The sequence below is a fragment of the Streptococcus sp. NM genome (assembly GCF_003390135.1).
GTDB lineage: Bacteria > Bacillota > Bacilli > Lactobacillales > Streptococcaceae > Streptococcus.
In genome coordinates this window covers 217,720-238,428 of record NZ_QUOS01000003.1, presented here as the reverse complement: position 1 = coordinate 238,428, position 20,709 = coordinate 217,720, and the positions used below count along the sequence as shown (strand labels likewise).

Here is a 20,709-nt window from a genome sequence, read left to right as displayed (position 1 = left end):
TAGGAGGAAATCTAATGACAAATGATGAGTATTTCAATGAAATAGAGACATATTTCAATAAATTAAGAGAATATCGTGAAGAATCAAAGAGAATAGCTGAAGGTATTGTTGGTGAAAATCTTACTGAAAATGATATATTTTTTCTTTCAGCACTTAACAGACGAATTCAATTTATTGATGGAATAATAGACTTATTAAGAACGAGAAATCTGACTTGTTCAGGAATTTTAGTACGAACACAACTTGATAACCTTATGAGAGTTTTCGCGGCTTTTATATCAGAAGACAGAAGATTATTTATTAAAGAGACTTTAAGTGGTAAAGCTATTAGAAATTTGAAAGATAATCAAAACAGAAAGATGACTGATGCAAATCTTAAGGAAAGGATATCGGAGTATTATCCTGAGATTAAAGAAATTTACAATAAATCATCTGGTTATGTTCATTTGTCTGAAGTCGCATTTCATGAAGCCTTTTGGACCGAATGTTTTGAAAAAGGAGACAAAATTAAATTTTCAGTTGGATTGCCCCCAAGAGAAAAACTAAATCCTATTTTAATTGAGTGTGCTGAAGTATTTTGTCACTTTACAGAGATTGAATATGATTTTTACCAAAAAATCATTGATTCAAAAAAAGTTTTTGATAATAAACAAAAAGAGATTTAAAAATCAATATGAACCATGTTGAAATTGAAATATCAATCTTGATAAAAATAGAAGATTTAATAATAAGATAAAATGAATTATGAAGATAGAGATATTGCTTCAAAAATTACATTAATCTTAATTGCTTATGATTTATATGGTGATTCGTTGAAAATTGATGATTGGAAACCAAAGATTGAATAGATTATAAAATCCAAAAATGCTCTAGACAATATGTACTGACCCCAAAAAGTTAGACAGAAAAAATCTAACTTTTGGGGTGCAGTTCAATTTTATTTCACAAAAAATGTAGTCATTCGAATGATTTTTATTGCAATGTACTGAAATTAACAAAAAGAAAAAACGCTGATCAAGCGTTTTTCTTCTGTATTGATTCATATTGAATGTTTACTTAACTTCTGTAAGGAATACTTAAAATCTATTTTAGTTGTGATAAACCCTATTAAATCAATGTTTATAAGCTATTGATTTGGATAAAACTGTCAGAGGTTGCCAAAAAGGTTGCCATGAATTTTATGAGGTTAGCTCCGCAATTTTATTTAGATAAATATCTACCGCTTGTGTTTGATTTTTAGGGGCAAGCTCGGCATATATGTCCATAGTAGTTTTGATAGACTTATGTCCCATGCGAACCTGTAACTCTTTCCAATTCATACCAGCATTTAACATCATTGAAGCGTGTGTATGACGGAATAAGTGAAAACCATAGTCAGGTAGATCAACTTCCTGTAATCGTCTTTTGAGTGTAGCACGTTCATTCCTATCGCACATATAGTTTCCGTAAATTGTTGGGAAAATCAACTTGCTTTTTGAAAGACCGTTCTTCTTGAAATAAAGATTCATTTCATCATGGAAGTTTTGAAGTTGCTCAATAATTTGGTACGGAACAGCTATTTTTCTATTGCCCGAATCAGATTTAGGAGTATTTTTACAAACAACCTTTCCTTTTAATCCTAACTTAGGGTTTGCATTTTTCCATACAAGAGTTTTAGTGACTAATATTTCAGAACTTTCAAAATCAAGGTCATATATAGTCAAAGCTAATAGCTCATTGATTCTCATTCCTGAAGCAAGTAGACTGTCGCAGATAACTTTAAATCGCCGATTAGCCCTAGTATTAGGTAAAGTATCGACGAAATTTAGCCAGATAGTTAAATCTTCATCATGAAGAACCATAATGCGTTTTTGATTGCTTTTTGGTTTTGGCGGAATCTTGATAGATTGAACAGGATTATATTTGAGTTCAAAATGTGTTATTCCAAAATTAAAAATCTCTCTTAATTTATGAGCGATTGCTCCGAAATCTTTTGCGCTTCCTTTTTTAGCTCGTTTATTACCAGCATTGACAGATTCTTTAGATTTTTGGGCAAGCTCGTTAATCCATTTTTGTATATCGGAAGAAGTGATTTTATCTGGTTGATAGTGTCCGAATTTGGGGAGGATATAGGTGTCTAGATAGTTCCTCACTCGGTTTAGAGTGTTATCTGAGCTGACCCAAGTTTCGTAGTTGGAGAACCACATTTCAGCTAGATCTGACAAGGTAGCAATGCTAAAAGTTTCTTTCCTTGTTGAACCATTTTCTTCCCAATCAATTTTAGCTTGAATAATTTTACGATCTAAGGATCGTAGGGTTTTAGCTGTTACAGTTGTTTTTACAGGTTTTCCAGTCTTTATATCTAAGCCTAGATAGACGCTCTTTACTGAATAACTAATCTCGCCATTGTCCTTTACTTTCTTGAGGACGGTTTTGCCTTTATGGATGATTTTTTCTATATTCATAGTTGCTCTCCTCAATCAATCGAAGAATTGAAAAAAGCTAAAATAGATAGTATCTCACTTTCTTTCTTTTTTGATACTTCTATTCTAGCACATTTCACTTCTAGTTGTGGCTTAAAAACTCTAAAATAGTATCAATATGATAGTAAACGGTTCTATTACCCTCAATAGGTGGTTCTAAACGTTTAAGACCTCTATTTTCCCATGACTTTAATGTGTTAGGGGAAATACTGAGCAGATCTAAAATCTCTTTTTGTGTGTAGATGCATGAACTTCTTTTTTCGCTGTTCAAATTCTTTAGCATTTCAATGATAGTGTGAAGCATGAGTTCGATTTGCTTTAAATCAAAATTATTGCTAGACATACTACTCTCTCTTTCTTTGGTAAATATAATTGAAATATGAGATAATAGCAGTAGGGGTAAGCTACTGCTTATCTCTTGCTAATCCGCAACATCACTTTTAGGCTTCTTGGCGGAATCTTTAGGAGTGATGTTGTTTTTTTGGTAAAAGATTTGAAAGGCATCTTCCAGAAAATCTTTAAAATTTAGTTTTGACAGTTCACCACCGAATTTGTTTAACCATATCCCAACATCTGGATTTGGGATGTAGTTGAATTCGTATTCTTGAACTAACCTGATGATGAAATAATTACGGGCTTGCGTACCCCAAATTTCCTCAATTTTCTTTAGAAGTGGATAAAATCCGCTACCTTTTAACAAATAAGAAATGGTTGCTAATAAATCATTATTTCGGGAGTTTAAGGATTCAAGCTCTGGGAAGATACCAAAACCTTTAAGTAAATCACTAGTGAATGGCAACAGTTGACCAGTCTCTGCATCATGGAAACAATATTTATCAATCATTTTGTTGACAATGAGCTTGCTCAAATCTTGAGAGCTATCAATAGCAAGCAATAAGGTTAGAATTTGATTGCTATAAGTACCTTTGTAGGAAGCCTCCATGCGTACCCAAGAATTGCAATACTTAGTTAAGTGCATATAGCGACCTTGATTGTCTAATTGTTCCTGATACTTGTTATAGATACGCAATAGAGCACTTACATTCTTTTTCCTGCTACCAATATACATAGTTTGAGCTTGACCATTCACTTCTTGAGCGCTAATCTTAGAAACGTTTTTACGTCCTTTATGATTGGTGATAATATATTTTTTGATTTTTAATCCTTGGTAAAGGTCATTGACAGCCATTGGATAATTAAAGTAATCAACAGCAAGGTCAATACGAGAAAGGCGCAAATCATAATAGTCAGCGTACAGCAGTTGTGCTATATTGTGAACGTCAATTGCTTCACTGTAATAGTCTTGATAGGAGGCTTTATAGTGAGACAAAGCTGATGCAGAAATTTTTAGGATAATTCCCATAGTGAAGTTAGTCTGATGCCAAGCAATCGCAAAGTAATAGGGGAGATTCTGAAAGGTAAATCCCTCTGTATAACCTGCTGGTGGGGTTTTTAGTGGAATATAATTTCCAAAGAGAACTGGGAGGGATAGCTTTTCTGCTACTGTTTCAGACAGCGATAAAGCAATTTGATGCCAATTATCAGGATATTCTCCTACAGTATCTTCTGTCGGTTGGATGACAAATGTAGCTTCATCGACACTGGTCATAATGACTGGGTTATGGTTGTTATCTTTTTGAAGATACTTTTCAATTTCATTTTTACAAATCATTTTATTTTCTTTCTATCCGCCTAAAGAGTGAAAGTTAACTGGGCGGAAAATATTGCTTTAGTTAACTATTTATTGTAATGTAGAGAAATTTCTACGCTTTTATTCTCTCACAGTTTCAGGAAGTAACCACCCTAAATAAAAAGTTATAGAATAACGTTGATATAACAGCATTTTAAGGGGATTGAGCATTTTACCCTAAAGTGGAATTTACAAAGCTTTAGAACAAGGTCAAATGGAACGGGGGTCTTTACATGTCCCCCGTATAATAGCCAGCTAAAGCTGGCGAGGCTGTAAGACCATCTGATTCTCTAAAGTGAATCAGGGTCAACAGCCTCTTCATCAAGAAAATAGCAGTCTGAACGTTGAACAGCCTCCCGAAGCAGTTTTTCTAAAGGAGGTATATTGTGACTTGGTACAAGTATATGACGACTATCTTGCCCATCTATCTTCATGTAGCCGACACCTCTTGGATTGTTTCGCACAATGTCATCTTTTTCATCAGAAAAGAGCATTGAGACCGTTTCTTTAGATAATTTGCCTAGTGCAATTACTGTACCTATAGAATCACGTGATAACCCCAAGCTTGCTTTATGGGCATCTTGCTGGGAAATAATAACAAAAATTGAAAAGGATCGTCCTAGTTGAATAAGGCGAGTATAGTCTTTAATAGCTTGTTCACGCTCCTTTTTGTCTAGGCTATTTTGCCACGCATTGAACTCATCGAAGCAAACCACTACAAATTCTCTGGAACTATCGATTCCTTTTTGGCGATTTTCAAGGATTTTTAATCCTAGAGTAAGTAATTCTGAAACCTCATCAAATCGCTTAAATCCTTTACAGCCATTTAGAAAGGCAAAGTCTGTATCAGCTTTGTAATCACCAATAAGGAACGTTGCTTCTGGGTAGGTACAAGCAAACCTTGCTAAAAAGACCTTTGTTGCATAGGTCTTACCTGAGCCTGAGGAGCCTACCAAAAGAGCGTGAGGTACACGCTCAACTGGTATATCCCAGAAAAAATGATTTCTGTACTCAAATAGATTTTTATCAAGAAAGCATTTCATCTGTTAATACTCCTATTTAGAAGTGTAAGAAAACTGAATTTCCAAATTTAGATAATACTGATTATTATACCGTAACAGTTTTCCAAATTGAGGCGTAACAGAAAGCCACTGCCCTTTGTCTGACCAGCTTTCATAGGTTGTAGATTCAGCTATGTATTTGTTAAACTGTATTAAAAAGACTTGTTGAACATAGCTTTCTTCATTGATATCAGGTTTCTTTGATAACATAATTGGAAAACTAACAAGGTGAGAGCTATTGTCATCGTTACTTTGCAAGAATCGAATGTAGCGACTATCAAAAAGAAGTTTTTGACCTGAAACAGTGGCGCTTTCTTCAATTACCTGTTCAATATCTGCTGTGATTGTTGGAAGGTTTAACTGAAGCGTCTGATCCTGTTTCTGCTTTTCTCTAATTTCACTTACCCTAAGAGCTAAATAAAGAAATCCAGCAAATAAGATAATCAACCAAGATATAAACGACATATAATGATTCCTTTCTAAGGATAAGGGGAGATACTCCCCATTACCCATTAAACCAATTCAATAAAAGCAGACTTAGCTTTTACTGAGAGCGCAGCACGGTTCCCATTAGTGTAGGCGTTGATAGAAACATTTTCGAGAATAATTTCTACTTTTTCATCAAATAAAGTCGTAAAGTCAGAGACATTAACTATATCAGCCTTGATATTTGTTTGACTAAATCGACCGTCTGAAGTTCGTACACCAATAGTCAAATTGGTTTGACCAGTGCTGAGACCAGATGTATAGTCTTTTACTGCCGATGCGCCAATAAATCGACCCTGCAATGTTGTTTGTGTAGCTTCCATAGGCTACCTCTTTTCTAACCGTTTTATTAAATACATCAAAAAATTCACGGCTTTTCAAATTTATTGAAGATATGTATTGTGTGATAGCTACCTCACATCTTAATTATTCCATAAAAACTGACAAGACTTTACCTAAATTCACTTAAAATATAAGTAATAATTTTTCTTGGTTTTTTTAAGATTTTTTTGTTTGTTCAAACCATTGTTTAAAGCTTGCTACATAGCACTTTCAGTGGAATATAATTTATTATCTACCGAGATTATTTGGTTCAAAAAAAAATAAATTTTTGTAAGATTGTTATTGAAAACGTTTTACCCTAAACTTTTATAAAAACCCGTTAATATCTTGACGTTTAAAATGTATTAATGCTAAAATGATACATAAACTTTTTTGTGTAAAGGATGTTTGCTATGGAAGAAAAAAAAGAAGAACGCATGCTTGTTGCAGTTACAGTTAATTTGATGCACAAAATGGAAGAATTTAAAGAGTTTAAAGAAGAACAAGGGATTAGTGGAGATTATGAAGCTAAAATTGCTTATCTAGCAGAAAAGTTTCACATGAGCGACCAGACAGCAGAAAATTTGTTGACTGGTAAGGTAGTTTCTAAAAATAATTATTTAGCTATTTTTCCTTCCTTTGACAAAGATAATATAAACAAAAAATCTACTGCATTAGAAAGATTTGCAGAGACTATTGTGGATGAAATAGAGAAGGAAAATGAAGATTATATTACAGAAGTATCTAATATAATCACTAATAAATTAGAAAAACTTGATTTAAAAAATAAGGCAAAAGCTGTATTATCAGATGATAAACGAGCGGAATCATTAAAAAACTCCATAATATCAAGCTTAAAAAGTGTAGAGTTCCCAAATAAGAAAACTAAAATTAATGACTACGCTCTAATTGTATGGATTGATCACTTTTATAAGAGTATCTCTGAACAAGATAATCTATTTGAAATTACTAGCAAATTAGATACTATCTCGAAAGCTATTGAATATCTTCCTCTTGTTGAAAAGATATTTGAATCTGAAGAAAATATTGAAATATTGTCTCGGTTAGATAATCGTCTTGCTTCATTTATGCTAGTTGAACATCTAGAAGAGTTAGGATTATTGGATTGCATTGAAAAAGCAACTAATGGACTAGCGGGGATGAATGAATTTAACATTAAATTTGGAAAAACTTATGATAAATTTGTTTTACTAGATTGGCTATTCAATAATGCTAAGAAAGCATTGAATGGTGAAGATATACCTAAATTTATTCACAGTCAGACTAAAACAGAGCATGATATAAAGGGAGAAACTAAAAATTAAATTAGCAAATTTAAAAAAGCCAAGTTCAAAAATACTTGGCTTAATTTATTTGTTTTAATATATCTCGGAGAGCCTTTATAGTAGGTTCTCTTTTTTCTGTCGGTAGATTTCTAATATCTTCAATGAGTTGTGAAAACTCTCCGCTTTGATTTTGATTTTCAATATTAAAAAAAGTATTCATATCAACTTCAAGTGCTTGTATAATTTTTTCAATGGTTTCAAGCTTAACGTTTAATTGTTTATTTTCTAACCTATATATATAGTTAAAACCCAAATCAGCTTTTTCTGCTAGATATTCTTGTGTCATCCCGCTTTTCAGTCTTAGAAGTCTGATTTGTTTTGCAACAAATTCTCTTAAATTTATTTTTTCAGTCATGATAGTACCTCATAACTATCATACAAGTTTATCTCGTTGAATAAATCGTTATCAAAAGACTGAAATTTTTGAAAGAATAATATTTAAAAGACTGTAAAATGTGGTATAATATTATTCATAAAACAGTCTTTTAAGACATAAAGGAGTTTATATGATGGAATCAAACACACAAGGTCACGGAACCATCAAGAAGTTGCGCACAGGTGCAGTTATTTCAACGCTTGCAATCTCGGCTTTTGGGGTATCTACTACGGTATCTGCTAGCGAAACCGAAGTAGCCGTTAACGAGCCAGCAACTAGGGTAGTTACTAAGGACGAGGTTAAACCTAAAGTTCCAAGTCAACAAGATGTTGACAAGGCTAAGGCTGAATCGGACAAGGCTAATCAGGACGTAGCTAAGCAAAAAGAAGTTGTTTCATCTACAGAAACTAAGATTGCTAATACTGAAAAGACTATCGCTGACACTACTAAGAAGAAAGAAGAAGCTAAGTCTGTTACACCTGAAAAGGTAGCTGAGGCTAAGGCTGACGCTGACAAGAAAGCCAGTGAGCTTGCTACGGCTGAGAAGACTGTAGCTGATGCTGATAAGTCTTTATCTGCGACTGCTGAGAAGGTTGCTGACCAGACTAAGGTAGTGTCTAATGCTGAGAAAACTGCTACAGCTACGGCTAATAAGGTAGCTGACGCTCAGAAAAAAGTAGATTCTCTTTCATCTACTACTGACACCACCCAACTTGAAAAAGAGGTAGCTACGCTTACTAACCAAGTCGCTGAAGACACTCAAGCAGTAGAAACTGCTCAGACTAACCTTGATAACGCTAAACAAGCTCAATCTAACAAAGACCAAGCTATCAAAGATGCACAAAGTGGGGTATCTCAAGCTGAATCTAACCTCAGCCAAGCCACTACAGCCCTTGCTAATGCTAAGGCTGACCAATCTAATAAAGATAAGGCAGTCACTACGGCTAAAGCCGACCTAGAACGTGCTAAAGAAGAGTTGGAAAGTGTTGACGGAGGTCAGGCAAAACTTAATATTAGTTCTGAATATGTTAGACTTCTAAGAGAGTACTCTAATACTAAAAATATGTCTTTCTCAGACCAGTTAAAGGCTCTAGGTAAAAAAGAGCTAGAAAATCGAGGTATTCTAGGTGCTGAGGGTAATCCTAACAAGTATAAGGCTCCCGAAAAAGATAGAAATGTTCCTGTAAACGTTAAAAATCTTACTCCAGAAGTAGAGCGTGAAATTAATCTATTCACTGCAGACCTTATCAACCAAGTCCGAGATGCTTTTGGTAGACCACGTGCTATTGTAACAGAAGACTCTATGCGTATTGCTAAAGAAGTTGCAAAAGCGTCTAAAGAAGAGTTCAATCATGACTTTGATGCTATGGACAAGGTAGGTAATGCTAATGGTGTTCTTATCTCTGAAAACCTTGGTTTCAGTGAGAAGGGGATATCAAACTTAGCAGAGCTTAAAGAAGCTATCTATGAAAACATTCTTATCGGATTATTCCTAGACTCTGACTCAGAAGAACGTTTAAACTGGGCGCATGCTCTTAGTTTTGCTCGTCTAAGTGACATTAACAAACCAGACCTAGTTTATCAAAACTACATCGGTGTTGGTTTCCAACCTACAAGCGAAGGTAACGTCAATATCCACATCGACGGTACATCTGACAACGGTATTTCTGAAAATGCTAAATTCGACAAAACAAAAGTAATCACTGCAAACAACAACACTAAAGCTTTACAAGAAAAACTCTCACTGGCTCAATCAACTTATGATGACGCCCTCAAAGCCTCTAACGAAGCCAAATCAACTGTCCAATCAGCCCAAACTGCTTACACTAACGCAGAAACAGCTCTTGCTAATGCTCGTACTCGTTTATCTAACGTAGTAGGTAACAAGATTGATGTTCCAGCGCTTGAAAAGGCTCTTGCTGACGCTAAATCTAAACTAGCACAAGACACTAAAGCTTTGCAAACTGCTAAGGAATCACTTGCTCTAGCTAAATCAAACGCTACTGACAAGGCTAAGGCTCTCGCTGAAGCTAAAACAGCTCTTGAGACTGCTAAAGCTGAAAAATCAACTGCTGACAAGGCTCTTGAAACTGCTAAGGGTGAATTGGAAGTCCTTACTAAGGCTCATAATGTAGCAGTCTTGGCTCGTAAGTCAGCTGGTGAAGACCTTGCTCGTAAACGTGAAGCATCTAAAGAAGCTAGTGACACTCATACAGTTCTTGAACTTGCCCTTACACACCGTGATGAAGTCCTTAAGACTTTGGACAAAGAGCTTACTGATTCTAATGCTAAACTTGGTGTACTTCGTGCTGAGTTGGAAACTGCTAAGGAAGAGTTGGCTCGTCTTGAGGGTATCGCTGAAGCTAAGGCTCGTGGGTATGAGAACTTCAAGCAACTCAAAGCCGACCATGATGCATACCTTGCTGAACAACAACGCTTGCAGGCTTTGAAAGACAGAGCAGAAGAAATCCGTAAAGCAGGTGGTCGACCTAAAGAAGTTACTGACGCTAACGGTAAAGTTGTTGACATCGTAGATGCGAAGGCTCAAAACAAGGTTGTAGTTGCGACAGTAGGAACTAAAGACGATAAAACATATCAAGCTCCTGCACAAGCTACAAATGCAAAAGCAGAACCTAAGAAACAACTTCCAAATACAGGAACAAAGGAGACGATGCTAGGCTTATTAGGTTTTAGCTTATTAGCAAGTTTAGGATTAGGGTATATAAAAAAGGATAGAAAAGGGTAGAATAAATGAGTAATACAAGAAATTGTCTAAGAGAATTTATCAAATATAATTTATCAATTAGAAACTTTACTGTAACAAATCAAGGAAATTATTTGAAAGCAATAAAAGGGAAAGAAAAATATAGAATTTTGCCCGTTACTAGAACAATTCCGATAGAATCTGAAACTACTACTGTTGAAGCAAACTATGAAACTGTTAAAAAATTTCAAAAATATAATAATGGAAAATATATTGATTGTATTGCTTATGCCATAAGCAAAGTATCAGATAATAAAATTCAGGGGCTCGAATTATTTATAATTCCTATAGCAGAATTTGAGAAATATGTTCAACCTGATAAAAAAACTGGGGATGTTTTATCAAGAGCTTCTAATCACTATCATTACAACTATGCAAAATATAGTCATCAAATTAATGAATTAGTACATGATTCTTGGATGAGAAAATAAAAAATAAAAAATCTTCTTACTTATTGTAGGAAGATTTTTTTTGATTCCTAAAATTTATTGAAAAGACTGCGCTATTCCAACAATTTTTAGGAATGAAAAAAGTCCTAGAAAATTCTTAGGACTTTACATTCTTCGATTGTTGACTTTCTTTTTCATTTCAAAAAAGGTTGCCAAAAAGGTTGCTATAGAACTGATTTCAAATGATTTGTAATGAAATTCAATATTTTAAAAATCGCATGAAATCAATGTTTTTCAGTATGTACTGAAATGTAATGAAACCTTATTTAACTTCTGTAAACACAACGTGTTTGCGAAGTTTTGGTGAGTATTTCTTCAATTGAAGACGGTCTGGAGTGTTACGTTTGTTTTTAGAAGTAAGGTACAAGCGTTCACCAGATTCTTTGTGTTCAAGTGTAATATTTACGCGCATGGTATCTCCCTTCTATTATTCAGCTGATGCAGCTTTAGCGATTTTACGTCCTTTGTAGTATCCTTTAAGTGATACACGGTGAGAACGTGAGTAATCTCCAGTAGTTTCGTCAAAGTTTACAGATGGAGCTGTTACTTTGTAGTGTGTACGACGTTTGTTTTTCTTCGCTTTTGAAGTGCGACGTGCAGGTACTGCCATTTTGATTTCTCCTTTAGGTATTTATATTCGATTCAATCTACTGATTTTCATCAACCATATTAGAATAACACATTTTTTTTGTAAAGTAAAGTTACTTGACAAAAAAAGATGAAAAAATTCTCCTGTCAGTCCTAGCAGACAGGAGAAGGTGTTAAATATCAATCTCAAATGGTTCGTCAATGGTTTCTGATACGTATTTTCCGTCTTTCTTCCGTTGTTTGACACATTCTGTGAGGAGATATTCGATTTGCCCATTGACTGAACGAAAGTCATCTTCTGCCCATGATGCGAGTGCAGCGTATAACTTTGTTGAGAGTCGAAGGGGGATCTGCTTCTTTTTAGCTTCAGCCATCTTTAGTAAAGACTTCCTGTGTTGACAATTGGTTGTGCATCATGATTGCCACAGAGTACGACAAGGAGATTTGAAACCATGGCAGCTTTTCGTTCTTCGTCAAGCTCTACCAATTCCCCTTCATTGAGTCGTTCTAGTGCCATTTCAACCATTCCTACAGCACCATCCACAATCATCTTACGGGCATCAATAATGGCAGATGCTTGTTGGCGTTGAAGCATGACAGCAGCAATTTCTGGAGCGTAAGCTAGGTAAGTAATACGTGCTTCAAGGATTTCCAAGCCAGCATCCTCAACACGACTTTGGATTTCCTCACGAATACGGTTAGCTACAATCTCACTAGAACCACGGAGACTACCTTCATCTGCTTGCCCGTCACCTGTAGTATCCACATTAGGAGAGACATCGTAAGGATAGATGCGGACAATATTTCGGAGGGCGCTATCACATTGCAATGAAAGATATTCTTTGTAGTTGTCCACATTGAAGACTGCTTTGGCTGTATCAACAACTCTCCAAGTTACCGCGATCCCGATTTCTACGGGATTTCCTAGACAATCATTGATTTTTTGGCGAGAATTGCTCAAGGTCATAACCTTGAGGGAAATCTGTTTTTTGCCAATTTCAATGTTTACATCATTGCCATTTGATGATTTCATTCCTGACAAAGGAGATTTTGTGCTAACATCACCACTTTGTCCCAGTCTAGTGTGATTTGCAGGGTTGACTGCTACGCTGAAGGGATTAACAAAGTAAAAACCAGGTTCTTTGATGGTACCTGTATAGTTACCAAAAAGGGTCAAAACCAGAGCTTCCTGAGGTTTGACAACTTTTAAACCAGCATGAGCTAGGCCTGCAATTAAGCTTAATAAAAGTCCGATAATAATTCCAAAAATGTTTTCCGAACCAACACCCATTATAAATATAAAGATACCGAGTACGAGCGCCAATTCAATGAGAATCAATGCGAATACACCATTTGGTTTTGAATTGATTAGTTTTTCAGTCATAAGAATGACCTCCTATTATTTGATATCTAAATGATATCACTTTAATTTATAAAGTCAAGAAATAAATGTAACATTTTTAAAGAAAATATTTCTGTATAGAATTTTCTGAAAATTCAAGAATTTTCTTCTGTTCATTGCTTTTAAAATGTGCTATAATAGTAAAAACTGAAATGGGAGGGAACAAATGACTGAATTAGATAAGCGTCACCGCAGTAGCATTTATGACAGTATGGTAAAATCACCAAACCGTGCCATGCTTCGTGCGACTGGTATGACAGATAAGGACTTTGAAACACCGATTGTGGGAGTAATCTCGACTTGGGCGGAAAACACACCATGTAACATCCACTTACATGATTTTGGGAAATTGGCTAAAGAAGGTGTCAAATCTGCAGGTGCTTGGCCTGTGCAGTTTGGGACTATCACTGTAGCGGACGGGATTGCCATGGGAACGCCTGGTATGCGTTTCTCTTTGACATCTCGTGATATCATTGCGGACTCAATCGAGGCGGCTATGGGTGGTCACAACGTCGATGCCTTCGTCGCTATCGGTGGCTGTGACAAGAACATGCCTGGTTCTATGATTGCCATTGCCAATATGGATATCCCAGCTATTTTCGCTTATGGTGGAACCATTGCACCTGGAAATCTTGATGGTAAAGATATTGACTTGGTTTCTGTTTTTGAGGGTATCGGAAAATGGAACCACGGTGATATGACAGCTGAGGACGTGAAACGTCTTGAATGTAATGCCTGCCCTGGCCCTGGTGGCTGTGGTGGTATGTACACAGCTAATACCATGGCGACTGCTATCGAAGTTCTCGGTATGAGTTTACCAGGATCTTCATCTCACCCAGCTGAATCAGCTGACAAGAAAGAAGACATCGAAGCAGCAGGACGTGCTGTTGTTAAGATGTTGGAGCTCGGTCTCAAGCCATCAGATATCTTGACTCGTGAAGCCTTTGAAGATGCTATCACTGTAACTATGGCTCTCGGTGGTTCTACAAATGCCACTCTTCACTTGCTTGCCATTGCCCATGCTGCCAACGTTGACTTGTCACTTGAGGACTTCAATATGATCCAAGAACGTGTGCCTCACTTGGCTGACTTGAAACCATCTGGTCAGTATGTCTTCCAAGATCTCTACGAAGTCGGTGGTGTGCCTGCGGTTATGAGATATCTCTTGGCAAATGGTTTCCTTCATGGAGACCGCATTACATGTACTGGTAAGACTGTAGCTGAAAACTTGGCTGACTTTGCAGACCTTACACCAGGTCAAAAAGTTATCATGCCCCTTGAAAATCCAAAACGCGCGGACGGTCCGCTTATCATCTTGAACGGGAATCTTGCTCCTGACGGTGCAGTTGCCAAGGTATCAGGTGTTAAAGTTCGTCGTCACGTTGGACCAGCTAAGGTCTTTGACTCAGAAGAAGATGCGATTCAGGCCGTTCTGACAGATGAAATCGTTGATGGCGATGTAGTCGTTGTTCGTTTCGTTGGACCTAAAGGTGGTCCTGGTATGCCTGAGATGCTGTCACTTTCATCAATGATTGTCGGTAAAGGTCAGGGAGATAAGGTGGCCCTCTTGACGGACGGCCGTTTCTCTGGTGGTACTTATGGTCTGGTTGTTGGACATATCGCTCCTGAAGCTCAAGATGGTGGACCAATCGCTTACCTTCGTACAGGCGATATCGTTACGGTTGACCAAGATACCAAAGAAATTTCTATGGCCGTATCCGAAGAAGAACTTGAAAAACGCAAGGCAGAAACAACCTTGCCACCACTTTACAGCCGTGGTGTCCTCGGTAAATATGCTCATATCGTATCATCTGCTTCACGCGGAGCCGTGACAGACTTCTGGAATATGGACAAGTCAGGTAAAAAGTAAATTCAAAAAGCAAGCCAACTTCGGCTTGCTTCTTTTCATCTTCAAAAGTGATTTGCCTGCTTAACGAGGTGGCAGTCCAAGGGCAATACGGCCGTAGCGACTGATTCGTGTGATTTTCCAAGCAGGTGACCAGGTGACTTCAACCTTGACATCTTCGATACCCTCGATTTGTTTCAGACCTGCAACGATTTCGATAGGCAAACTTTCTGCGCAATCGCAGGCTGTATCGGTGAAGGTCATGACAATCTTGCAGAGACCTGTTTCATCCAGATTGATTTCATAAATCAACCCTAGATTGTAAACATCCAATTCCACATCTGTATCAAAAACCTTCTCTAGCTTTTCGATAATTTGGTCTTGCAAGGCCAAAGCACGGTCATTGATTTTGATATCCTCTCTCATTACAGTCCCTCCACGTGATAAATATCCTCTATTTTCTCATAATTCTGACAATTTGGCAAGTTTTTGATGAATTTTCTGAAAAGACTCTCTTGAGATTTTCTTCTCTTACTGTTTTAATCCTTCTATTTATGGTAAAATAAGACTATTAAGTTTAAAGAGGATTCCCTATGAAATTACAAAAACCAAAAGGAACGCAGGATATTTTACCTGCTGAATCTGCCAAATGGCAGTACGTTGAGGGCTTTGCCCGTGAGATTTTCAAGCGCTATAACTATGCAGAAGTGCGCACGCCTATTTTTGAGCATTACGAGGTTATCAGTCGCTCTGTCGGAGATACAACGGATATCGTAACCAAGGAAATGTACGATTTTTATGACAAGGGTGACCGTCATATTACCCTCCGTCCAGAAGGAACTGCGCCTGTTGTCCGTTCCTATGTGGAAAATAAACTCTTCGCCCCAGAAGTGCAAAAGCCAAGCAAGTTCTACTACATGGGCCCTATGTTCCGCTATGAGCGTCCACAGGCAGGGCGTTTGCGCCAGTTCCACCAGATTGGGGTTGAGTGTTTTGGCTCTAGCAATCCAGCTACCGATGTGGAAACCATCGCTATGGTAGCTCACTTCCTGAAAGAAATCGGTATCCAAGGTGTCAAATTGCACCTCAACACTCTTGGAAATCCTGAGAGCCGTGCTGCTTACCGTCAAGCCTTGATTGACTATTTGACACCGCTCAAGGAGACTTTGTCTAAGGATAGCCAACGTCGTTTGGAGGAAAATCCTCTCCGTGTCTTGGACTCTAAAGAAAAAGAAGACAAGGTGGCAGTGGAGAATGCACCGTCTATCTTGGATTTCCTTGATGAAGAAAGCCAAGCACACTTTGATGCTGTGCGTCAGATGTTGGAAAATCTTGGAGTAGACTATATCATCGATACCAATATGGTACGTGGTCTGGACTACTACAACCACACCATTTTTGAGTTCATTACTGAGATTGAGGGCAATGACTTGACAGTCTGTGCGGGTGGTCGCTACGATGGTTTGGTTGCTTACTTTGGTGGTCCTGAGACTGCTGGCTTTGGTTTTGGACTTGGTGTAGAGCGCCTGCTTCTCATTCTTGAAAAGCAAGGTGTGACCCTCCCTATCGAAAATGCCCTAGATGTCTATATCGCGGTCTTGGGTCAAGGAGCAAATGTCAAGGCCTTGGAGTTGGTACAAGCCCTTCGCCAACAAGGATTCAAAGCAGAGCGTGATTACCTCAACCGTAAACTAAAAGCTCAGTTCAAGTCAGCCGATGTCTTTGCGGCTAAGACCCTCATCACCCTAGGAGAGAGTGAAGTCGAAAGCGGACAAGTAACGGTCAAGAACAATCAAACCCGAGAAGAAGTGGAAGTTGCGCTTGATACTATCAGCCAAAACTTCTCAGAAATCTTTGAAAAACTAGGGTTTTAATAACAGAAAAACTGGTCAGAAAACTACTCTGACCTTTTTCTTTTGCAAAATGACAAAAATCATAAACTTTTTGACAAATATACTTGTCAAAAAGAAAAAGATGTGTTACAATGTAAGCAAGTTAAGAGAAAAGGAGAAAGGAACGATTATGTGGGCATTAGGTTTGTACCTCTTGTGATTATGTATTATATCTACCATTCCCAAAAGGTCAAGAAACTAGAGAATAAAATTAAAAGAATTGAGAAAAAACAGAAAGGAAATATAGATATGTCAAGATTATTGCAAGAATTAATTGGGAAAAATCCAACAATCGTTGGACAAGTGTTTGGAACATCTTTATGGGAAGTTGTGGATGTTGATGAGGAATGGGTCAAACTACGTCATGTTGATAAAAATGGGAAAGAAAAATTCAAGCTGCAACGTATTGAGGATATCCAAGCCGTTGAATTTGACGGAGAGTAGGTGTGTAACATGCAACTAAAAAATCGTCTAAAAGAGCTGCGGGCTCGCGATGGCCTCAATCAAACCGACCTAGCTAAGCTAGCAGGGGTTTCCAGACAGACCATTAGTCTACTAGAACGGGATGAGTACACCCCATCCATTATCATTGCCCTCAAAATATCTCAAATTTTCAACGAAACAGTCGAATCGGTATTTCGCTTGGAGGAGGACGAGTGATGAACAAGTATAAAGTGATCTATTATGTAGTTGCCATAGCTCTATTAGTCAGCGTGTGTCTACTAATTGGAACAAATCTAGGATTGTTTGATCTCTATTACAGTGACCAATTTATTTGGGCCTACTTTGCTCTTATTCCAGTCGTTGACTGGATTGAAAAGAAAGCAAACAATTTAGCAAGTGAAAAAGGAGAATGAATATGAAAAAGAAACGTGGATTGTTGTTATTTTTGATGTCTGTTGTCTCGGGAGCTTTCTTGTACATATTTGTAGATATGTTGAAGGCTGGTGCCGAACCCCATGGAATTATGTTAGATGTAAAAGTCTTGCTACCCTGGATATCAGCTATTTGTTTAGTATTAGGTTTTGTTGGTATTCTTTTGACGTTCAATTTCTTAAAGAAAAGCAGAAAATTTCACTCCTTGTATCAAGAGGAAATGGATGATGATCTGAATGAAACCTATTATGTGCAGATGTATCGGAATCTCGAGTTTGGAACTATTGCTTTTAATAGTGCAAGCGTAGCGATTTTATTGGCTCTCTTCATTTCAGGAAGTGAAGTAATTGTACTCGATATAAGCCATATAACCTTATCCCTTTCCTTTTTGGGATTAGTGTTGGTTTTCAATGCTCAAAATTATCTTTTTAAGACTATTGCGATTGTTCGTCAGATTGGTTTGGTGTTTTTCTCTACACCAAAGGATATCTTGGAGCATTTCGATTCTTACGATGAAGGGGAGCGCAAGGCTAATTTGGAACAGAGTTTTCGGATTTTATTCCAATTAAATAACTATGTCTTGCCAGGTCTCTACTTTCTGATTGCTCTCTTTTCTTTACTGACAGGAGAGATTCAGTTACTAGCCTTCTTGCTTGTCGGAGCAATCCATATTTATATCAATGTGATGCAGTTACCTATGGTAAAACGCTATTTCAAATAAAGGAGTTTCTATGATTCGTGTTGAAAATGTAAGCAAAAGTTTTGGGAGCAAAAAAGCTCTTCATCAGATTTCTTTTGAGATTAAGGAGGGTGAAATCTTTGGTTTTCTTGGTCCTTCTGGCTCAGGTAAAACAACCATGATCAATGTCTTAACAGGACAGTTGGCTGCAGATCAAGGTAAAACAGTTTTGTTAGGCAAGAATTCTCAAGATTTAACCTCAAATGATTTGGAACAAATTGGTATTGTTAGTGATGGCAGTGGTTTTTATGAAAAGATGAGTCTTTATAAAAATCTTCTCATCTATGCTAAGTTATATGGTCTCAAGTCAGATAGAGTAAATCAGGTACTCCAACAGGTTGGATTGGCAGATGCTAAAGATATTATCGCAGAAAAACTATCTACAGGAATGAAACAACGAATGTTCTTGGCTCGTGCCCTTCTGAATGCTCCTAAGATTCTCTTCCTAGATGAGCCAACCAGTGGCTTAGACCCTACAACATCTAAGATGATTCATACCCTACTTCAAGAATTAAAGCAGGCGGGGACAACTATCTTTCTGACCACGCATGATATGAATGAAGCAACTCTGCTTTGTGATCGCTTATCTCTTTTGAATAAGGGGAACTTAATAGAGTATGGAAGTCCACAAGATATTATCCAGAAGTACCATGTGGATAAGAAAGTACGTGTGGTTTATAATGATGGACGAGAACAGATAGTTCCATTTGAAGAATTACCACATTTAGACACGACAGATTTGATGGTGGTTCACTCTTGTGAGCCAACTCTAGAAGAAATCTTTATCAGATTAACAGGAGAAAAGTTAGATGTTTAGAAAATTAAATGCCCTACTATGGTTAAGATTACAAGTTCTTATCAGCAATTCAACTTTGTTGGCGACTCTATTGATGCCTTTTGGTATTGCTGTTTTATATAATGAATTCATGAATAAGAATGGAGAATTGAGTATGTTTCTCCTCTCTACGAGTTTGACCATGGTCTTGAGTATGGGAAGTGGTTATATGGTATCGATTATGATGGCAGAAGATAAGGAAAAACGAAATCTCAAATCACTCATTCTAAGTGGTGTGACAGCAACAGAATATACTCTTAGTATGCTCGTCCTCCCTATGTTGATTATGTTGCTTGGAATGATTTTACTCCCAGTCTATCTTAAAGTAGATCTATCAGGTTACTTATTTGCCTACGTTATCTATTTGCTCCTAGCAACTATTAGTATTATTTTTCTCAACCTTCTAATCGGTGCGGTATCAGATACTCAGTCTAAAGCGCAAGTCTATAGTATCTTTCCTATGTTAATTGTCTCTGTTTTACCTATAATTGCTCTTCAAAATGATACGATTCAGAAAGTGTTGGATTACTCGTTCGTTGGTCCTATTGTAAATCTTTTAAATAAAAAAGGTGGGGAAATATCTTTTTCTAACATCGGTATGTTACTTGCCTGGGTACTTGTGTTAGGAATAGCGAACGTCTTTGTATTGAAAAATAGCTATAAAGCAAGATAGGAGAACTTTATGAAACTACTTAAAAACCTTGGCTGGTTTCTTCTAGCTGTTCTATCCTTTTTCTTTGGCTATGGTATGGTTCAGAGCATGGCTCTGTCAGCTCTTGGACTAGGGGCTTCAATCTTTGGAGTCTTACCACTTTATATCGCCCTGTCAGGAGCCTATGTTTATGGAGTTTACAGATGGTATCAGACAGAAAAGGTTAGCATCCAGACGACTGCTTTTAATCGTCATATCTGGTTGCCTACTCTGGTTTTGCTAGTGGCTATTACAGCCCAGTTCTTTTTACCAGAAGATCCGTCGGTCAGTCAACAAATCGTATCTCAACTGACAGTGGAACAGCCTGCATTTGGTTTCTTTATGGTGGTGGTCTTTGCTCCTTTGACGGAAGAACTTATCTTTAGAGGGATGTTAGCGCGCTACCTCTTTCCTAAGCAGGACAATAGGAAACAAACTCTGATTTTTCTTCTGGTATCCAGTGTTCTGTTTACCTTGATTCATTTCCCAGGTGATGTGCAACAATTTTTTGTCTATTTTAGCCTTGGTTTTAGTTTGGGCTTGGCTTATATTAGCAGAAAAGGTCTGGTCTACAGTATTTCTCTCCACGCTTTGAATAATTTAATCGGCTTTTTGATGATACTCATGCTATAATAGAGTCAGGAGGTCACATGAAACGAGTAATTTTATTAGCAGTGATTCAAGCAGTTGTTCTATTTTTCATCATTGGGGCGCTAGCTTATGCCTTTAAGGGCGATTTCTTCTACAACTATCTAGCAGTTGTCTTTGCCCCTATTGCAGGTGTCTTGCGCTTTGGGACAGCTTACACAACGGAAATTGTCTTGCCTCGAAAGGCAGCCGAAATTGCTGAAAAGCGTAAAGCAGGCAAAAATTCAAAATAAAAGA

General features: G+C 37.3%; 25 protein-coding genes and 1 pseudogene. 14 read left to right on the top strand and 12 right to left on the bottom strand.

Translation table 11 applies throughout. The annotated features are described in order from the left end of the window. The first annotated feature begins 14 nt into the window (after window positions 1–14). A complete protein-coding gene (locus DXN33_RS07055) occupies window positions 15–665 on the top strand; it encodes a hypothetical protein (RefSeq protein WP_115904704.1) in 651 nt (216 codons plus the stop codon). Window positions 666–1,178: 513 nt separating this feature from the next. Here DXN33_RS07055 and DXN33_RS07050 read toward each other — a convergent pair. From DXN33_RS07050 to DXN33_RS07025, 6 genes are all read right to left on the bottom strand, one after another. Then, window positions 1,179–2,444 (bottom strand): site-specific integrase, encoded by a 1,266-nt coding sequence (locus DXN33_RS07050; RefSeq protein WP_115904703.1) that lies wholly within the window; start codon window positions 2,442–2,444, stop codon window positions 1,179–1,181. A 100-nt stretch (window positions 2,445–2,544) separates the two neighbouring features. After that, window positions 2,545–2,805 carry a MerR family transcriptional regulator gene (locus tag DXN33_RS07045; RefSeq protein WP_115904702.1) on the bottom strand — a complete coding sequence of 87 codons (261 nt, stop codon included), beginning with the start codon at window positions 2,803–2,805 and terminating at the stop codon, window positions 2,545–2,547. A gap of 78 nt (window positions 2,806–2,883) precedes the next feature. Then, window positions 2,884–4,134, bottom strand: coding sequence for a replication initiation factor domain-containing protein (locus tag DXN33_RS07040; protein WP_101776916.1), 1,251 nt, complete (start codon window positions 4,132–4,134; stop codon window positions 2,884–2,886). Window positions 4,135–4,442: 308 nt separating this feature from the next. Next, complete coding sequence (locus DXN33_RS07035) at window positions 4,443–5,195, bottom strand: cell division protein FtsK (protein WP_115904701.1); 753 nt, start codon at window positions 5,193–5,195, stop codon at window positions 4,443–4,445. A gap of 12 nt (window positions 5,196–5,207) precedes the next feature. Further along, complete coding sequence (locus DXN33_RS07030) at window positions 5,208–5,678, bottom strand: RNA-binding protein (protein WP_258864233.1); 471 nt, start codon at window positions 5,676–5,678, stop codon at window positions 5,208–5,210. A 47-nt stretch (window positions 5,679–5,725) separates the two neighbouring features. Further along, on the bottom strand, window positions 5,726–6,022 hold the full coding sequence (locus DXN33_RS07025) for a hypothetical protein (RefSeq protein WP_101776919.1): 297 nt from the start codon (window positions 6,020–6,022) through the stop codon (window positions 5,726–5,728). Between the two features lie 411 nt (window positions 6,023–6,433). Here DXN33_RS07025 and DXN33_RS07020 point away from each other — a divergent pair, with 411 nt between their 5' ends. Further along, window positions 6,434–7,345, top strand: a complete 912-nt coding sequence (locus DXN33_RS07020; RefSeq protein ID WP_101776920.1) for a hypothetical protein — start codon at window positions 6,434–6,436, stop codon at window positions 7,343–7,345. A gap of 40 nt (window positions 7,346–7,385) precedes the next feature. Here DXN33_RS07020 and DXN33_RS07015 read toward each other — a convergent pair whose 3' ends face one another. Then, a complete protein-coding gene (locus tag DXN33_RS07015; protein WP_047206714.1) occupies window positions 7,386–7,721 on the bottom strand; it encodes a helix-turn-helix domain-containing protein in 336 nt (111 codons plus the stop codon). A 151-nt stretch (window positions 7,722–7,872) separates the two neighbouring features. Between DXN33_RS07015 and DXN33_RS07010 the strand changes: the two genes are divergently transcribed. After that, complete coding sequence (locus tag DXN33_RS07010) at window positions 7,873–10,488, top strand: SEC10/PgrA surface exclusion domain-containing protein (protein ID WP_258864232.1); 2,616 nt, start codon at window positions 7,873–7,875, stop codon at window positions 10,486–10,488. A gap of 5 nt (window positions 10,489–10,493) precedes the next feature. Then, on the top strand, window positions 10,494–10,937 hold the full coding sequence (locus tag DXN33_RS07005; RefSeq protein WP_101776921.1) for a hypothetical protein: 444 nt from the start codon (window positions 10,494–10,496) through the stop codon (window positions 10,935–10,937). Between the two features lie 280 nt (window positions 10,938–11,217). Here the strand turns inward: DXN33_RS07005 and rpmG are convergent, their stop codons facing one another. The 4 genes from rpmG to DXN33_RS06985 all read right to left on the bottom strand — a co-directional run bounded on the left by rpmG (window position 11,218) and on the right by DXN33_RS06985 (window position 12,927). Continuing rightward, window positions 11,218–11,367: a 50S ribosomal protein L33 gene (rpmG, locus tag DXN33_RS07000; RefSeq protein WP_001265622.1), complete on the bottom strand. Its 150-nt coding sequence runs from the start codon at window positions 11,365–11,367 to the stop codon at window positions 11,218–11,220. 15 nt (window positions 11,368–11,382) lie between these two features. Beyond that, window positions 11,383–11,565 carry a 50S ribosomal protein L32 gene (rpmF, locus tag DXN33_RS06995; protein WP_000290417.1) on the bottom strand — a complete coding sequence of 61 codons (183 nt, stop codon included), beginning with the start codon at window positions 11,563–11,565 and terminating at the stop codon, window positions 11,383–11,385. Between the two features lie 151 nt (window positions 11,566–11,716). Then, a complete protein-coding gene (locus DXN33_RS06990; RefSeq protein WP_000796544.1) occupies window positions 11,717–11,917 on the bottom strand; it encodes a PTS ascorbate transporter subunit IIC in 201 nt (66 codons plus the stop codon). Window positions 11,918–11,919: 2 nt separating this feature from the next. Then, the gene (locus DXN33_RS06985; protein WP_004269911.1) at window positions 11,920–12,927 is read right to left on the bottom strand and encodes an SPFH domain-containing protein; all 1,008 of its coding nucleotides are present in this window, start codon (window positions 12,925–12,927) and stop codon (window positions 11,920–11,922) included. A gap of 184 nt (window positions 12,928–13,111) precedes the next feature. On the opposite strand from DXN33_RS06985, the gene ilvD reads away from it, so the two are divergent. Beyond that, complete coding sequence (gene ilvD / locus DXN33_RS06980) at window positions 13,112–14,815, top strand: dihydroxy-acid dehydratase (RefSeq protein WP_070842793.1); 1,704 nt, start codon at window positions 13,112–13,114, stop codon at window positions 14,813–14,815. Between the two features lie 60 nt (window positions 14,816–14,875). On the opposite strand, the gene DXN33_RS06975 is transcribed toward ilvD, so the two are convergent. Then, window positions 14,876–15,217: a metal-sulfur cluster assembly factor gene (locus DXN33_RS06975; RefSeq protein WP_001206380.1), complete on the bottom strand. Its 342-nt coding sequence runs from the start codon at window positions 15,215–15,217 to the stop codon at window positions 14,876–14,878. A gap of 167 nt (window positions 15,218–15,384) precedes the next feature. On the opposite strand from DXN33_RS06975, the gene hisS reads away from it, so the two are divergent. From hisS to DXN33_RS06930, 9 genes and pseudogenes are all read left to right on the top strand, one after another. Continuing rightward, complete coding sequence (gene hisS, locus DXN33_RS06970; RefSeq protein ID WP_115904700.1) at window positions 15,385–16,665, top strand: histidine--tRNA ligase; 1,281 nt, start codon at window positions 15,385–15,387, stop codon at window positions 16,663–16,665. 148 nt (window positions 16,666–16,813) lie between these two features. Then, a pseudogene (locus tag DXN33_RS06965) lies at window positions 16,814–17,127 on the top strand (hypothetical protein). Between the two features lie 9 nt (window positions 17,128–17,136). Then, window positions 17,137–17,343, top strand: a complete 207-nt coding sequence (locus DXN33_RS06960; RefSeq protein ID WP_001176227.1) for a helix-turn-helix transcriptional regulator — start codon at window positions 17,137–17,139, stop codon at window positions 17,341–17,343. Beyond that, window positions 17,343–17,540, top strand: coding sequence for a hypothetical protein (locus DXN33_RS06955; protein WP_115904699.1), 198 nt, complete (start codon window positions 17,343–17,345; stop codon window positions 17,538–17,540). The genes DXN33_RS06960 and DXN33_RS06955 overlap by 1 nt, the downstream gene beginning before the upstream one ends. Window positions 17,541–17,542: 2 nt before the next feature. Further along, the gene (locus DXN33_RS06950; protein WP_115904698.1) at window positions 17,543–18,280 is read left to right on the top strand and encodes a DUF3169 family protein; all 738 of its coding nucleotides are present in this window, start codon (window positions 17,543–17,545) and stop codon (window positions 18,278–18,280) included. A gap of 10 nt (window positions 18,281–18,290) precedes the next feature. After that, window positions 18,291–19,115 (top strand): ABC transporter ATP-binding protein, encoded by an 825-nt coding sequence (locus DXN33_RS06945; RefSeq protein ID WP_000621677.1) that lies wholly within the window; start codon window positions 18,291–18,293, stop codon window positions 19,113–19,115. Beyond that, a complete protein-coding gene (locus DXN33_RS06940; RefSeq protein ID WP_115904697.1) occupies window positions 19,108–19,806 on the top strand; it encodes an ABC transporter permease in 699 nt (232 codons plus the stop codon). Before DXN33_RS06945 ends, DXN33_RS06940 begins: the two co-directional genes overlap by 8 nt. A gap of 9 nt (window positions 19,807–19,815) precedes the next feature. Then, window positions 19,816–20,457 carry a CPBP family intramembrane glutamic endopeptidase gene (locus DXN33_RS06935; protein WP_115904696.1) on the top strand — a complete coding sequence of 214 codons (642 nt, stop codon included), beginning with the start codon at window positions 19,816–19,818 and terminating at the stop codon, window positions 20,455–20,457. A 17-nt stretch (window positions 20,458–20,474) separates the two neighbouring features. Next, window positions 20,475–20,705, top strand: a complete 231-nt coding sequence (locus DXN33_RS06930) for a hypothetical protein (protein ID WP_000832184.1) — start codon at window positions 20,475–20,477, stop codon at window positions 20,703–20,705. The last annotated feature ends 4 nt before the right edge of the window (window positions 20,706–20,709 follow it).

Bases quoted from the DNA above. Each gene is read 5' to 3' on its own strand.
- DXN33_RS07055 (WP_115904704.1), top strand. From the start codon at position 15: ATGACAAATGATGAGTATTTCAATGAAATAGAGACATATTTCAATAAA.
- DXN33_RS07050 (WP_115904703.1), bottom strand. From the start codon at position 2,444: ATGAATATAGAAAAAATCATCCATAAAGGCAAAACCGTCCTCAAGAAA.
- DXN33_RS07045 (WP_115904702.1), bottom strand. From the start codon at position 2,805: ATGTCTAGCAATAATTTTGATTTAAAGCAAATCGAACTCATGCTTCAC.
- DXN33_RS07040 (WP_101776916.1), bottom strand. From the start codon at position 4,134: ATGATTTGTAAAAATGAAATTGAAAAGTATCTTCAAAAAGATAACAAC.
- DXN33_RS07035 (WP_115904701.1), bottom strand. From the start codon at position 5,195: ATGAAATGCTTTCTTGATAAAAATCTATTTGAGTACAGAAATCATTTT.
- DXN33_RS07030 (WP_258864233.1), bottom strand. From the start codon at position 5,678: ATGTCGTTTATATCTTGGTTGATTATCTTATTTGCTGGATTTCTTTAT.
- DXN33_RS07025 (WP_101776919.1), bottom strand. From the start codon at position 6,022: ATGGAAGCTACACAAACAACATTGCAGGGTCGATTTATTGGCGCATCG.
- DXN33_RS07020 (WP_101776920.1), top strand. From the start codon at position 6,434: ATGGAAGAAAAAAAAGAAGAACGCATGCTTGTTGCAGTTACAGTTAAT.
- DXN33_RS07015 (WP_047206714.1), bottom strand. From the start codon at position 7,721: ATGACTGAAAAAATAAATTTAAGAGAATTTGTTGCAAAACAAATCAGA.
- DXN33_RS07010 (WP_258864232.1), top strand. From the start codon at position 7,873: ATGATGGAATCAAACACACAAGGTCACGGAACCATCAAGAAGTTGCGC.
- DXN33_RS07005 (WP_101776921.1), top strand. From the start codon at position 10,494: ATGAGTAATACAAGAAATTGTCTAAGAGAATTTATCAAATATAATTTA.
- rpmG (WP_001265622.1), bottom strand. From the start codon at position 11,367: ATGCGCGTAAATATTACACTTGAACACAAAGAATCTGGTGAACGCTTG.
- rpmF (WP_000290417.1), bottom strand. From the start codon at position 11,565: ATGGCAGTACCTGCACGTCGCACTTCAAAAGCGAAGAAAAACAAACGT.
- DXN33_RS06990 (WP_000796544.1), bottom strand. From the start codon at position 11,917: ATGGCTGAAGCTAAAAAGAAGCAGATCCCCCTTCGACTCTCAACAAAG.
- DXN33_RS06985 (WP_004269911.1), bottom strand. From the start codon at position 12,927: ATGACTGAAAAACTAATCAATTCAAAACCAAATGGTGTATTCGCATTG.
- ilvD (WP_070842793.1), top strand. From the start codon at position 13,112: ATGACTGAATTAGATAAGCGTCACCGCAGTAGCATTTATGACAGTATG.
- DXN33_RS06975 (WP_001206380.1), bottom strand. From the start codon at position 15,217: ATGAGAGAGGATATCAAAATCAATGACCGTGCTTTGGCCTTGCAAGAC.
- hisS (WP_115904700.1), top strand. From the start codon at position 15,385: ATGAAATTACAAAAACCAAAAGGAACGCAGGATATTTTACCTGCTGAA.
- DXN33_RS06960 (WP_001176227.1), top strand. From the start codon at position 17,137: ATGCAACTAAAAAATCGTCTAAAAGAGCTGCGGGCTCGCGATGGCCTC.
- DXN33_RS06955 (WP_115904699.1), top strand. From the start codon at position 17,343: ATGAACAAGTATAAAGTGATCTATTATGTAGTTGCCATAGCTCTATTA.
- DXN33_RS06950 (WP_115904698.1), top strand. From the start codon at position 17,543: ATGAAAAAGAAACGTGGATTGTTGTTATTTTTGATGTCTGTTGTCTCG.
- DXN33_RS06945 (WP_000621677.1), top strand. From the start codon at position 18,291: ATGATTCGTGTTGAAAATGTAAGCAAAAGTTTTGGGAGCAAAAAAGCT.
- DXN33_RS06940 (WP_115904697.1), top strand. From the start codon at position 19,108: ATGTTTAGAAAATTAAATGCCCTACTATGGTTAAGATTACAAGTTCTT.
- DXN33_RS06935 (WP_115904696.1), top strand. From the start codon at position 19,816: ATGAAACTACTTAAAAACCTTGGCTGGTTTCTTCTAGCTGTTCTATCC.
- DXN33_RS06930 (WP_000832184.1), top strand. From the start codon at position 20,475: ATGAAACGAGTAATTTTATTAGCAGTGATTCAAGCAGTTGTTCTATTT.